Here is a 13,119-nt window from a genome sequence, read left to right as displayed (position 1 = left end):
GACCTGCGGGGCGCGGCCAGGAGGCTGCGGGGCGTCGAGGCGTCGGCCGACCCGTACGTGACCGGCCTGGCCGAGCGCTGCCGGGCCGCCCTGGGCCCGGCCGCCTACGAGGAGGCCCTGGTGAGGGGCGCCTCGATCCCGAACCCCGAGAGGTACGCGCTGAGCCCGCCCTCGTCCCCGTCGTAACCGATGTAACCGTCGGGGCGGACCGCGAGGACGCCCCCGTCCTGCTCGATCAGCAGCCAGCCGGTGCCGCGCTGCTGCTCGAAGTGGGAGCCGAGCCGCTCGCCGCCGCGCTCGCCCACCGACAGGGCACAGCCGAAGTAGGCCAGGCCGAGCTGGTTGGTGTCGTCGCCGCGTTTCATGTCGCGGTCCCGGTACAGGCGGGTGCTCAGGCCGAGCACCTGCTCGGCGACCGCCATGCGCTCCTCCTCGTAGGTGGCGATCAGCTTCTCCGAGCCACCGGCCAGCTTCCAGCCGAGGTTGTAGGCGTCCTGGACGCCGGTGTTGAGCCCCTGTCCACCGGCGGGTGAGTGCACGTGCGCCGCGTCGCCGGCCAGGAACACGCGGCCGACGCGGAACCTCTCGGCCATCCGGATGTTGACCCGGTACTCCGAACGCCACACGACCTCGTCCAGGTGGACGTGCGGGGCGTACTTCGTCACCAGCGTCTGGAGGTCGTCCACGGCGGGGCTGAGCGACACGAGCTGGAAGAGGTCCGTGTGCGGCAGGGGGCAGACGGCGAAGCCCTCGCCCTCCGCCTCGCCGCCCCAGGCGTGCCAGTAGTCGTGGTCGACGTCGCGGGTCCTGACGTCGGCCAGCAGCATGCGCTCGCTCTCGTACGTCTCGCCCGCGAAGCCGACGCCCAGTTGCTTGCGCACGGTGCTCTTCCCGCCGTCGGCGCCGACCAGGTACGAGCAGCGCACGGTCTCGCCGGTGCCCAGCGTCGCGCTCACGCCCTCGTCGTCCTGCTCGAACCCGGTCAGCTCCGCCCCGAACTCCACCTCGTGGCCCAGCTCCGCGAGCCGGTCGCGCAGGATCCGCTCGGTGCGCCACTGGGGCTGCATGATCAGGTTCGGGTACGGGACGTCCGGGGACGGCTCGCGGATCTCGTCCAGGCGGACCTCCTGGACGATCTCACCGCCCTTGTAGGCGCGGATGAGCGGGTACTCGCCGCCGGTGGCGAGGATCTCGTCGATGACGCCGAGATCGTCGAACACCTCCAGGGTGCGCGGCTGCAGTCCTTTGCCGCGTACGCCGGTGGGCGGCTCGGCCGACCGCTCGACGATGCGCAGGTTGACGCCGCGCCTGGCGAGCTCGATGGCTAGGGTTAGTCCTGTCGGCCCTGAGCCGACGATCAGCACTGATGTCATGCCGCCCACGATGGGGCCCGCCACTGCCAGATCTCTGTCAGCCTCTGTCACCCATGCGAGCGGGCATGGCGCGATCTTCCGTACATACGGATATTGCGCCAGGGTAGGGGCAACTTCCCCGCTATGAGAAGGAGTCCTGTGGCCGATACAGGCACGCTTGAGACCCGTGGCAGTGATTTCGCCAAACTGGCCCGTCAGATCAAGGACGCCGGTCTGCTCGACCGCCGTCCCGTTTACTACGCGGTGCGGCTGAGCCTGGTGCTGGCCGCCTACGCCGGTGCGTGGTCGCTGTTCTGGTGGGTCGGCGACTCATGGCTGCAGCTCCTCGTCGCCGTCGCGCTCGCCGTCGTCTTCGCGCAGATCGGGTTCGTCGCCCACGACCTGGGCCACCGGCAGGTCTTCAAGACCCGGCGGCCGAGCGACATCACCGGGCTGCTGATCGGCAACCTCGGCATCGGCCTCGGCTGGGGCTGGTGGAACACCAAGCACAACCGCCACCACGCCAACCCCAACCACGAGGACGAGGACCCCGACGTCTCCCCGGCCGTGATCGTCTGGTCGCAGGAGCAGGCGGCCAGGAGCCAGGGGCTGCCGAGGTTCGTCGCCAAGTGGCAGGCGTACTGGTTCTTCCCGCTGCTCACGCTGGAGGCGTGGCACCTGCACGTGGCCAGCGTCAAGGCGGTGTTCCAGCCGTCGGCCAAGCGTCCGTGGATCGAGGGGATGCTGCTGCTGGCGCACTTCGCCGCCTACTTCGGCGTCGTCTTCGCGGTGCTCGGGCTGGGCAAGGCGCTGGTCTTCCTGGTGGTGCACCAGGGGCTGTTCGGCGTCTACCTCGGCAGCACGTTCGCGCCCAACCACAAGGGCATGCCGATCCTCACCAAGGACGACCAGCTCGACTTCCTGCGCAAGCAGGTGCTGACCTCGCGCAACGTCAAGGGGGGTGTGTTCACCGACATCGCGCTCGGCCAGCTCAACTACCAGATCGAGCACCACCTGTTCCCGAACATGCCCTCGCCCAACCTGCGCAAGGCCCAGCCGATCGTGCAGAAGTACTGCGACGGGCTGGGCGTCAGCTACCTGGAGACGGGGCTGCTCACCTCGTACGGGCAGGCGTTGCGGCACCTGCACGAGGTGGGAGCCCCGCTCCGCTGACCGGGGCTCCTCCCTACGCTGACCTGGACTCCCTCCTCCGCTAGCCCGGCTCCTCGCCCAGGCGGCGGAGGAGCTCGTCGCGCCGGCCCTCCAGGTCGGCGATCAGCCCCTCCTGCTCGTCGGCCTGGCCGATCATCGCCGACACCTCGACCTGGTCGGTGGCGCCCATGTCGCCGATCTGCGCGCGGAGGTCCTTGACCTCGGCGCGCAGCCTGGCCAGGTCCTCTTCGACATCGCGAAGTTCATCCTTTGTGGTCATCCTCCGGCTCTACCCACTGTGGGGCGGTTGGCCACCCGACGGCGCATCCGTACAGAATGGGAGGCATGCGCAGGTTGGCGGCCGGCACCGTCGTGTCGATCACGGTGATCGTGGCCACGCTGGCGGGCACGATCGTCCTGGGGCTGATACGCGGCGGTCTGCCGACGCCGAACGCGCTGGACTTCATCCTCCCGGCGATCGCGTGCGGCGCGCTGCTGCTGCGCCACCGCTACCCCGTGGCGGTGCTGATCATCGTGTCGGTGGCCGTCGCGTTCTACTATCCCTTCGCCCGGGTGGACGGGCTGCTCATCGTCCTGAACTTCCTGGCGCTGTACACGGCCGCCGACCGGGGCCACCTGATCGCCGCCATCGCCACGGGCGCGGCCTCGCTGCTCGGCATGGGGCTGGGCGAGAGCGGCGGGGTCAGGCACGTGGACGACAGCCTGTTCATGATGATCGCCGGGTGGGTGGTGGCCGCGATCGCGTTCGGAGGCGTCACACGCAACCGCCGGGCCTACCTCCACGAGGCCGAGCGGCGGGCGCTGGAGGCCGAGCACGGCAGGGAGGAAGAGGCCAGGCTGCGGGCCAGCGAGGAGCGGCTGCGCATCGCCAGGGAGCTGCACGACGTGCTCGGGCACAACATCTCGATGATCAACGTGCAGGCGTCCGCCGCGCTGCACGGGCTGAAGAAGCGGCCCGAGGACGCCGAGTCGGCGCTGCGCACGATCAAGGAGACGAGCAAGGAGACGCTGCGCGAGCTGCGCACGACGCTCGGGGTGCTGCGGCAGGTGGACGAGGACGCGCCGACCGCGCCCGCCGACAGCCTGGCCCGGGTGGAGTCGCTGGTGGCGGGCACCGGGCTGGAGGTACGGACCGAGCTGTCCGGGCCGCTGGACGGGGTGCCGACGGAGGTGGACCTGGCCGCGGCCCGGATCATCAGGGAGGCGCTGACGAACGTCTCGCGGCACTCCGGGGTGGGCGAGGCCCGGCTCACCGTCACCAACGAGTCCGGACATATCGTGATCCGGGTGGAGGATGATGGGCCCGGGGCGACGTACACGGACGGCAGCGGGTTCGGGCTGCGCGGCATGCGCGAGCGCGCCGCCGCGCTGGGCGGCACGCTGGAGGCCGGTCCCCGCCCCGAGGGCGGCTTCCGCGTGGTCGCCGACCTGCCGCTGACCCAGCCGAACGGAGTGCGATGATCCGCACCGCATCGAACGGAGTGCGATGATCCGTACCGTATCGAAGGGAGCCCGATGATCCGCACCGTGCTCGCCGACGACCAGACGCTCGTCCGCGCGGGCTTCCGGTCCATCCTGAACGACGAGGACGACATCGAGGTGGTCGGCGAGGCCGCCAACGGCGCCGAGGCGGTGGCCAGGGCCCGCGAGCTGCGGCCCGACGTGGTGCTGATGGACATCAGGATGCCCGAGCTGGACGGCCTGGAGGCGACCAGGAAGATCGTCACGGACCCGCGCCTGGACGAGGTCAAGGTGATCATCCTGACCACGTTCGACCTCGACGACTACGTCTACGGCGCGCTGCGGGCGGGCGCCAGCGGGTTCCTGGTCAAGGACACCGAGCCGGCCGAGCTGATCCACGCCGTCAGGGTCGTGAGCAGGGGCGACGCGCTGATCGCGCCGTCGGTGACACGGCGGCTGATCGCCGAGTTCGCCGGGCGGGTCAAGCGGCCCGAGCCGGGCCCGCGGCTGAACGCGCTCACCGAACGCGAGCGCGAGGTGATGGCCCTGGTCGCGGCCGGCCTGTCCAACGACGAGATCGCGGCCAAGCTGGTGCTCAGCCCGGCCACGGCCAAGACGCACGTCAGCCGCATCATGACCAAGGTCGGCGCGCGCGACAGGGCGCAGATCGTGGTGCTCGCCTACGAGGCGGGCATGATCACTCCGGGGTGGCTTACTCCCTGAGTGGTACGCGGAACGCCCCGCTGACACCACAGGTGTACGGCAGGTGCCCGCCCCGGCATGACGCGGCGGCGGTGACCGTGACCGGATCCTTCGGGGCATGGACACCGTGGACCTGGCCCGCCTGCAGTTCGCGCTCACCGCCGGGGCGCACTTCATGTTCGTCGCGCTGACCCTCGGGCTGGCGACGCTGGTGGCCGTCGTCCAGACGAGGGCCACCCTGTCCCGCAGCCCGCTGCACCTGCGGATGACCCGGTTCTGGGGACAGCTCTACATCATCAACTACGCGATGGGCATCGTCACCGGGCTCGTCATGGAGTTCCAGCTCGGGCTGTCGTGGAGCGGGCTGACGGAGTTCGCCGGGAACGTCTTCGGCTCCTCGCTGGCGATCGAGACGCTGGTGGCGTTCTTCGTCGAGTCCACGTTCCTGGGCCTGTGGATCTTCGGCTGGGACAAGCTGAACCGGTGGGCGCACCTGGCGCTGATCTGGGGCGTCACCGCGACCGCGTACGCGTCGGCGTTCTGGATCCTGATCGCCAACGGCTTCCTGCAGAACCCGCTCGGCCACCGGACCGAGAACGGCGTGCTGCGGATCGCCGACTTCGGCGCGATGGTGGCCAACCCGGCGGCGCTGATCGCGTTCTTCCACGTCGCGGGCGGCGCGCTGGTCACCGGCGGCTTCTTCATGGCCGGGGTGAGCGCCTGGCACCTGCGCAGGCGCACCGCCGAACAGGACTTCTTCCGCAAGTCGCTGCGGGTCGGGATCGTGGTGGCGCTGCCCGCGACGCTGTTCACCGCGACGTTCGGCGGCATCGGCTTCCAGACGCTGCAGCCGGCCAAGTCCGCCGCGTTCGCGGGCAACGCCGAGCGGCTGGCCCAGGCGCAGGCGGAGATGGTGGCCAGGCACGGCCCCGGCGACTACCTGCCGCCGGTGGGCCTGGTGCAGGCGGCGGGGATCACGATGATGACCGTCTTCGCGGTGCTGCTGTTCCTGGCCGCGCTGAGCTTCCTGCTGATGCTGTTCCGTCCGGTGGTGCGCGGCTTCCGGCCGTGGCACTGGCTGCTGACCGCGCTGATCCCGCTGCCGTTCGTGGCGATGCTGGCCGGGTGGGTCTTCCGCGAGATGGGCCGTCAGCCCTGGGCCGTGTACGGCCTGCTGAAGACGTCCGACGCCATGTCACCGGTGTCGCACGCGCAGATCAGCCTCTCGCTGACCGGCTTCGCGGCCGTGTTCGCCGTGCTGATCGTGACCAACTACTGGCTGCTGGCCAGGGCCGCCCGCAGGGGGCCCGAGGCCGTCACGCTGGGCGAGCGCCCGGTGCGGCCCCCCGTCCTGGCCTACTGAGGAGTCGTCGTGGAGATCCTGATCCTGGCCTTCTTCGCCCTCGGCTACCTGGTGCTGGCCGGGGCCGACATCGGCGTGGGCATGATGCTGCCCTACCTGGGGCGCTCGGCGGACGAGCGGCGCGTGACGATCGCCGCGATCGCGCCGTTCTTCCTCGGCAACGAGGTGTGGCTGGTGGCGACCGCGGGCGTGCTCGCCGGCCTGTTCCCCGAGCTGGAGGGCGAGCTGCTGAGCGGCAACTACTCGCTGGTCGTCGCGCTGCTGCTGGCCTGGGTCGTGCGCGACATGGGGCTGTGGCTGCGCGGCCGGGTGCCCGGCGGGCGGTGGCAGGCGTTCTGGGACGGCGCCACGGTGCTGGGCAGCTGGGGGCTGGCGCTGAGCTGGGGCTCGCTGCTGAGCGACGTGCTGCTCGGCATCACCGGGCCGGTCGCGCTGGTGCCCGCGCTGCTGGTGGCCGCCCTGTTCGCCACGCACGGCCTGGCCTTCGCGGCGCTGCGGCTGCGCGGCCGGCTGCGCGAGCGGGCCGCCGTGCTGTCGGGGGGCGCGGGCGAGAGCCGCACGTACGCGCTGACCACGGCCGCGCTGGCGGCGATCGGGGTGCTGGCGGGGCTGCGGCTGCCGCTGGAGCCCGGCACGTCGGGGCCGCTGCTCGTGCCGGTCATCCTGGTGCTGATCCCGTTCCTGGTGGCGGCCCAGGGGTGGGTGTGGTGGACGTTCCGGCATCGCGTCACCGGGCCGTCGTACCTGTGATCTCCGGGGCCTGGCCGAGGCGTGCGTGACGATCGTCGCGGACGCCTCGGCCGGGACGGCTAGAAGACCGGCACCCCCTCGCGGGTGAGCTTCCAGTTGGCGACGGCGAAGTCGGCCGGATTGATGGTGCCCTTGGCGGTGGCGTGGTCGATCAGCGCCTGCCGGATCTCCACCTGCGAGTTGTACAGCACCGGAGCGGTCGTGACGTGCGGGAAGCCGCCGCCGCCCGACTGGCGGTAGTTGTTGATCGCGACCACGAACTCCTTGTCGGCGGCCAGGGGCGCGCCCTCGTAGGCGAGGTTCGTGATGCGCTGGCCGACCGGCTTGGAGATGTCGATGTCGTAGGTGACGCCGGAGAGCTGGTCGTAGTTGTAGTCCGGGGTGTTGCCGGCGTTGGTGAGCGTGGCGACGTCCACGGGGGCGCCGGGGGCGAGCTGGTTGAAGTACTTGGCCGAGTACTCCAGGTAGTCCTTGATCTGGGCGCCGGTCAGCTTCACCGCCAGCAGCGTGTTGTCGAAGACGTACAGACCGGCCACGTCCCGCACCCGGACGTCCCCGGCGGGGAAGACGGCGGTGCGGCTGAACGGCGCGGCGATCGACAGCACCGGGAGCTGGTTGTCCGGCAGCGCCTGCTTGACGGTCTCGATCTGGACCTGCTGGATGTAGTCGAGGATCGCGGTGTCCTTGTACGGCGACTCGGCGGCCGAGAGCTGCTCGGACGACTTGGCCACGACCTTGTTGACGTAGCCGACCGTGGCCTCGTGCTGCGGCCTGAGCAGGGCGGTGATCCTCGGGTCCTCGGCGACCGTGTTCGTGTTGAGCGTGGCCGAGGACTTGCCGGTGACCGTCCACCTGCCGCGCTGCTTGGCGAGCTGGAAGTCGATCACGCTGAGCCGCTGGCCCCACTTGCTCGGCTCGGTGAGCAGGACCTGCTTGCCGGTGGCCTTGTTGGTGACGAAGCGCTGGGGCACGTCGTTGTGCGCGTGGCCGAACAGCACCGCGTCGATGCCCGGCACCTGCTCGGCGACCAGCGCGGAGGCGTTCTCCACCGGCAGGTCGCCGCTGTAGGAGGACATGCCGTTGTCGCCCGCGTGCGCCGTCACCACGACCACGTCGGCGCCGAGGCCGCGGATGACCGGCACCCACTTCCTGGCCGACTCGACCAGGTCGGTGAAGCGGAGCTTGCCCTCGACGTTGGCCTTGTCCCAGATCGCGACGCCGGGGTTGGTCAGGCCGAGCACGCCCACCTTGACCGGCTGGTCGCCCTTGATCCTCATGGTCTTGATCACGAACGGCAGGTACGCGGGCAGTCCGGTCCTCGCGTGCACCGCGTTCGCCCCGAGCACCGGCGCCTTCATCTGGTGGACCCAGGTGGCCAGCAGCGGCAGCCCGTAGTTGAACTCGTGGTTGCCCAAGGTCACGGCGTCGTAGCCGATGGCGTTCATGGCCTTGGCCATGGGGTGGACCGGGCCCTTCCTGGCGATCGGCTCGACCTTGGCGTAGTAGTACGCCAGCGGCGTGCCCTGGATGGTGTCACCTGAGTCGAACAGCAGCGTCCTGTCGGCGCCGCGCTCGCTCCTGATCTTGTTGACCAGCGTGGACACCTTGGCCAGGCCGACGCTGTTGCCCGCGCTGTCGGAGTAGGCCGCATCCTTGAAGTAGTCCCAGTTGAGGACGTTGCCGTGGAGGTCGGAGGTGCCCATGACGGTGACGGTGACCGCCTTGTGGCCGGTCACCGCCGCGTCCCCGGTGGCCGCGAAGGCGGACGGCGCCGCCGCCAGCGTCAGCGCGGCGGCCCCCGCCAGAGCGAGCTTCTTGGTCTGCATGACCCAGGACGATATTCGGGACAAATCACTCAACGATTACGATTTGCCCTTACCTTGCTTTACTTGGCCTTGACCGAGGCGTCCTCGGGTGGCACCTCGGGGTCGGAGACGCGCAGCCAGCGGCAGCCGTGCGGGCCGAGCGGCACCTCGGCGACGTCCTTGTCCGACACCTTCACCGTGCCGTCCACCAGGAGATCCGTGAGCTGCCTGCCGCTCAGCCCGGGGAGCTTGAGCCGCACGTCCTGCGCGGTCTCGCCCAGGTTGTGCACCGCCACCACCGTCGCCCCGTCGGCGTCGGCGCGGTGGGCGAAGACGGCGGGATGGCCGGTGTCGAGCACGGTGTACTCGCCCCAGGCCAGCTCCGGGCACTCGCGGTAGCGCTCGATCAGGAGCTGGAACCAGCGCAGCAGCGACTCGGTGTCGCGCTTCTGGTCGGCGACGTTGACCCGGTCGGGGGCGAAGGGCCCGTCGGGCACCTCGCGCACCGGCTCGACCTGGGAGAAACCGCCGTCCTTCGACCACTGCATGGGGATGCGGACCGCCATGCGTCCCTCGGCGCCGAGGTTCTCGCCCAGGCCGATCTCCTCGCCGTAAAAGACCACCGGCGTGCCTGGCAGCGAGAACATCAGGCTGTAGGCCATCTTGATCCGCCGCATGTCCCCGCCGAACATGGTCGGCAGCCGCCTGCGCAGGCCACGGCCGTAGATCTGCATGTCCTTCTCGGGGCCGAACGCCTGGAAGACCTCCTCGCGCTCCTCGTCCGTCAGCTTGTCCAGCGTCAGCTCGTCATGGTTGCGGAGGAACATCGCCCACTGGCAGTCCTTTGGCGGCTTGGGCCTGGACTTCAGCGCCTCGGCCAGCGGCTGCGCCTCCCCGCGCGCCAGCGCCAGCCACGTACGCTGCATGCTGATGAAGTCGAAGCACATCGTGAGCTGGTCGCCCAGGCCCTCGCCGAAGTAGGCAACCAGGTCCTTGTAGGGCACGTTCACCTCGCCGAGCAGCACCGACGAGCCCTCGCGGCGGGTCATGAAGGCCCGCAGGTCGGCCAGGAACTCGTGCGGCTCGGCCAGCTTCGGATCGACGTTCTCGATGAGGAACGGCACCGCGTCCACCCTGAACCCCGACAGCCCCAGCTCCATCCAGAACCCCAGGATGCGGACGATCTCGTCGCGAACCTCCGGGTTGCCGACGTTCAGGTCGGGCTGGTGCCGGTAGAAGCTGTGCAGGTAGTACTGGCGGGTCGAGCCGTCGTACTGCCAGATGCTGTCCTCCTTGTCGGGGAAGACCACCTGGTCGGGATTGTCGGGCTCGGGCTTGTCGGCCCAGACGTACCAGTCGCGCTTGGGGGAGGTCTTGCTCGACCGCGCCTCGACGAACCAGGGGTGCTGGTCGGAGGTGTGGTTGACGACCAGGTCAGCGATGACGCGCATGCCCCGGTCCTTGGCCGTGCGCATGAACTCCACGAAGTCGCCCAGCGTCCCCAGTCTCGGGTCGATGGTGTAGAAGTCGGTGATGTCGTAGCCGTCGTCGCGGTTGGGGGTCGGGAAGAACGGCATCAGCCAGAGGCAGGTCACGCCCAGGCCGGCGAGGTAGTCGATCTGCTGGGTGAGGCCCCGGAAGTCGCCGATCCCGTCGTCGTTGCCGTCCTTGTACGTCTCGACGTCGAGACAGTAGATCACGGCATTCTTCCACCACAGGTCGGAGGTGAGGGTGAGACGCATGGCGTCCCGACTACCCCATGACGAGCGGCTCTATCGCAGCTCGCGGAGGGCGGCTTCGAGGAGGTCCCAGAAGCCGTCGACGTCCAGGCCCGTGGCCACGTCGGCGTTGGCCGGGCGGCCCAGCTTGTCGATCAGGTCGACGCTGGTCGCGCCCGCCGTCTCCGTCCCGAGCAGCTCGACGTCCAGCCTGGTCCGCACGGTCGTGACCAGCTCGGGCCGGGCGACCAGCGCGACGGCGATCGGGTCGTGCAGCGGGCCGTCGGGCATGCCCTGGTCGGTCTCGTACGTGGAGTTGTAGAAGTGCAGCAGCTCCACCCCGAACGCCGCCGTGCGGTTGCCGATCGCCTCGATCCGGCCGAGCACCTGCGGCGTGACGAGCGCCTGGTGGGTGACGTTCAGGCCGATCATCGTGAACGGCACGCCGCAGCCCAGCACGACCGCGACCGCCTCCGGGTCCACCCAGGCGTTGAACTCCGCGTACGGCGTCACGTTGCCCCGGCCGGTCGAGCCGCCCAGCCAGACGATCCGCTGGATCTTGGACAACCGGTCCGGATATATCCGTACGAACAGCGCGATGTTCGTCAGCGGGCCGGTGGCGACGATCGTGACCTGCTCGGTCGCGGCGTCCAGTGTGTCCCTGATCAGCACGGCCGCGTCGCGCGGGTCGGCCGCCACCGTCGGCTCGGGCAGCTCCGGGCCGCCGAGCGCGTTCGCGCCGTGGATCGACTCGGCCGTGGTGAGCGTCCGCCTCAGCGGCCGGTCGGCCCCGGCCGCGACGGGCACCGAGGTGACGCCCGCCACCGAGCACACCACCCTGGCGTTGTACGTGGTGTGCGCCAGCCGCCCGTTGCCGCCCACGGTCGTGACGGCCCGCAGGTCGATGCCGGGATCGCCGGCCGCCAGCCAGATGGCGAAGGCGTCGTCGTGCCCGGGGTCGCAGTCGAGGATCACCGGTGTGGCCACTACAGCAGTGTGCCCCCTGTCACCTCGAACCGCGCCAACGCCTCGTCGATCCGCGCCAGCGTGTCGGCGTGCAGGGTCAGCCCGGCGGCGGCGACGTTCTCCTCGATGTGCGCGGGCGTACGGCTGCCGGGGATGGCCACCACGTGCTCGTCCTGGTGCAGCAGCCAGGCCAGGGCGAGCTGCGCCGGTGTGATGCCCAGCCGCGTGGCCAGGGCCCTGACGGGGGCGTACCGGTCGTTGTTGCCGGCGAGGTTCTCCTTCGAGAAGCGCGGCGCGTTGTGCCGGAAGTCGCCCTCGCCCAGCCCCTGAACGGTGCCGGTGAGGAAGCCGTTGCCCAGCGGGCTCCACGCCACGACGCCGACGCCCAGCTCACGGGCGGTCCTCAGCAGGCCGGGGTCGATCGGCCGCCACATCGACCACTCGTTCTGCACGGCCGCGACCGGGTGCACGGCGTACGCCCTGCGCAGCTCGTCCGCGCTCACGTTGGACAGGCCGAGGTGCCTGACCAGCCCGTCCTTCACCAGCTCGGCCATGGCGCCGGTCGTCTCCTCGATCGGCACGCCGGGGTCCACGTAATGGGAGTAGTACAGGTCGATCACGTCGGTGCCCAGGTTGCGCAGGCTGCGCTCGGCGTACCGGCGCACCAGGCGGGGCTCGGCGTTGACCCGCAGCTCGCCGAACGCGTACCCCACCGGGTGCGCCCTGCTCGCCTCACCATCGGGGACGGCCAGCCCGAACTTGGTGGCCAGCACCACCTCGTCCCGCCTCCCCTTGATCGCCCGGCCGACCAGGCGCTCGTTGTGGCCGTCCACGCCGTACGCGTCGCTGGTGTCCACGAAGGTCGCACCGGCGTCGAGGGCCGCCCTGAGCGCGGTCCCGGCCCGGGAGTCGTCTATGTCGCCGTACACGCCGGGCGACAGCACCATGGCCCCGAAGCCGATCGCGGGGACCTGGAGGGAGGTTCCAAGGGTTCTCATGCGGCTCATCGTGCTTCGCGTACGTCCTGAGCGTCCAAGACCCTTTGCTATAACCGATGGCTATGGATGTTCATCTGCGAGATCTGCGGTACTTCTGCGCGGTGGCCGAGGAGCTGAACGTGACCCGCGCGGCCGAACGGCTCTTCGTCTCGCAGCCCGCCCTCTCCAAGCAGCTCAGGGCGCTGGAACGGCAGCTCGGCTTCGACCTGTTCGAGCAGACGTCCACCGGCATGGCGCTCACCAGGCGCGGCGAGGCGCTGCTGCCGGTCGCCCGCGACCTGCTCGACCGCTGGAACGCCGGCCTGGAGACCGCCCGCGCCGCCGCCCCCACGGGCACCCTGGTCATCGGCATGCAGACGGCCGTCGGACGCGGCCTGCAACAGGAGGCACTGCGCCGCTTCCGCGCCGCCATGCCCGGCTGGGAGGTGTCGCTGCGGCTGGTCGGCTGGGACGACCCCAGCGGCGGCCTGGCCGACGGCAGCTCCGACGTGGCCTTCCTGTGGCTGCCCGTTCCCGAGGGGCTGCGCACGCATGTTCTCGTCAGGGAGGGAAGAGGCGTGGCCATGCCGGACGATCACCCCCTCGCCGCGCTGGCCGAGGTCCCCTTCGAGGCGCTGCGCGACGAACCGTTCATCGCGCTCCCCATCTCGGCGGGACCGCTGCGCGACTACTGGCTCGCCGTCGACCGGCGCGACCGCGAGCCGGTCGTCGGCGTCACGGCGAACACGCCCGAGGAGGTGTTCGAGGCGGTGACCGGCGGCCTCGGCGTGGTCCTGGTCGCCTCGGGCAACGCGGAGCTGTACCGGCGTCCCGGCCTGGTGTACCGCCCGG

13 protein-coding genes are annotated in these 13,119 nt (G+C 70.4%); 7 read left to right on the top strand and 6 right to left on the bottom strand.

The genetic code is table 11. The annotated features are described in order from the left end of the window. Positions 1–186: hypothetical protein (locus KME77_RS24675; RefSeq protein ID WP_219471322.1), on the top strand; the 186-nt coding region annotated here is incomplete at its 5' end. Here the strand turns inward: KME77_RS24675 and KME77_RS24670 are convergent. Beyond that, positions 105–1,373 carry an FAD-dependent monooxygenase gene (locus tag KME77_RS24670; RefSeq protein ID WP_219471321.1) on the bottom strand — a complete coding sequence of 423 codons (1,269 nt, stop codon included), beginning with the start codon at positions 1,371–1,373 and terminating at the stop codon, positions 105–107. The genes KME77_RS24675 and KME77_RS24670 overlap by 82 nt on opposite strands. 138 nt (positions 1,374–1,511) lie before the next feature. Between KME77_RS24670 and KME77_RS24665 the strand changes: the two genes are divergently transcribed. After that, the gene (locus tag KME77_RS24665) at positions 1,512–2,525 is read left to right on the top strand and encodes a fatty acid desaturase family protein (RefSeq protein ID WP_443679674.1); all 1,014 of its coding nucleotides are present in this window, start codon (positions 1,512–1,514) and stop codon (positions 2,523–2,525) included. Between the two features lie 40 nt (positions 2,526–2,565). On the opposite strand, the gene KME77_RS24660 is transcribed toward KME77_RS24665, so the two are convergent. Then, a complete protein-coding gene (locus KME77_RS24660; protein WP_219471319.1) occupies positions 2,566–2,784 on the bottom strand; it encodes a hypothetical protein in 219 nt (72 codons plus the stop codon). Positions 2,785–2,849: 65 nt separating this feature from the next. Between KME77_RS24660 and KME77_RS24655 the strand changes: the two genes are divergently transcribed. The 4 genes from KME77_RS24655 to KME77_RS24640 all read left to right on the top strand — a co-directional run bounded on the left by KME77_RS24655 (position 2,850) and on the right by KME77_RS24640 (position 6,801). Then, entirely contained in the window at positions 2,850–3,986 is a 1,137-nt protein-coding gene (locus KME77_RS24655; RefSeq protein ID WP_246610674.1) for a sensor histidine kinase, read from the top strand. A 54-nt stretch (positions 3,987–4,040) separates the two neighbouring features. Beyond that, a complete protein-coding gene (locus tag KME77_RS24650; RefSeq protein WP_219471317.1) occupies positions 4,041–4,709 on the top strand; it encodes a response regulator transcription factor in 669 nt (222 codons plus the stop codon). 97 nt (positions 4,710–4,806) lie between these two features. Beyond that, the gene (locus KME77_RS24645) at positions 4,807–6,051 is read left to right on the top strand and encodes a cytochrome ubiquinol oxidase subunit I (RefSeq protein WP_219471316.1); all 1,245 of its coding nucleotides are present in this window, start codon (positions 4,807–4,809) and stop codon (positions 6,049–6,051) included. 9 nt (positions 6,052–6,060) lie between these two features. Next, entirely contained in the window at positions 6,061–6,801 is a 741-nt protein-coding gene (locus KME77_RS24640) for a cytochrome d ubiquinol oxidase subunit II (protein ID WP_219471315.1), read from the top strand. Positions 6,802–6,860: 59 nt separating this feature from the next. On the opposite strand, the gene KME77_RS24635 is transcribed toward KME77_RS24640, so the two are convergent. Genes KME77_RS24635 through KME77_RS24620 form a run of 4 tightly spaced genes read right to left on the bottom strand, consistent with a single transcriptional unit; the run spans position 6,861 to position 12,288 of the window. Next, a complete protein-coding gene (locus KME77_RS24635; protein ID WP_219471314.1) occupies positions 6,861–8,627 on the bottom strand; it encodes a bifunctional metallophosphatase/5'-nucleotidase in 1,767 nt (588 codons plus the stop codon). A 59-nt stretch (positions 8,628–8,686) separates the two neighbouring features. After that, the gene (locus tag KME77_RS24630) at positions 8,687–10,348 is read right to left on the bottom strand and encodes an alpha-amylase family protein (protein ID WP_219471313.1); all 1,662 of its coding nucleotides are present in this window, start codon (positions 10,346–10,348) and stop codon (positions 8,687–8,689) included. A 30-nt stretch (positions 10,349–10,378) separates the two neighbouring features. Further along, on the bottom strand, positions 10,379–11,311 hold the full coding sequence (locus KME77_RS24625) for a nucleoside hydrolase (protein WP_219471312.1): 933 nt from the start codon (positions 11,309–11,311) through the stop codon (positions 10,379–10,381). Next, entirely contained in the window at positions 11,311–12,288 is a 978-nt protein-coding gene (locus tag KME77_RS24620; RefSeq protein WP_219471311.1) for an aldo/keto reductase, read from the bottom strand. The genes KME77_RS24625 and KME77_RS24620 overlap by 1 nt, the downstream gene beginning before the upstream one ends. Before the next feature lie 62 nt (positions 12,289–12,350). Here KME77_RS24620 and KME77_RS24615 point away from each other — a divergent pair. After that, positions 12,351–13,119, top strand: a 769-nt coding sequence (locus KME77_RS24615) for a LysR family transcriptional regulator (protein WP_219471310.1), incomplete at its 3' end; no start/stop codon positions are given.

It is taken from the genome of Nonomuraea rhizosphaerae, from assembly GCF_019396405.1.
Classification (GTDB): Bacteria; Actinomycetota; Actinomycetes; order Streptosporangiales; family Streptosporangiaceae; genus Nonomuraea; species Nonomuraea rhizosphaerae.
This window is presented reverse-complemented; position numbering and strand designations above follow the sequence as displayed.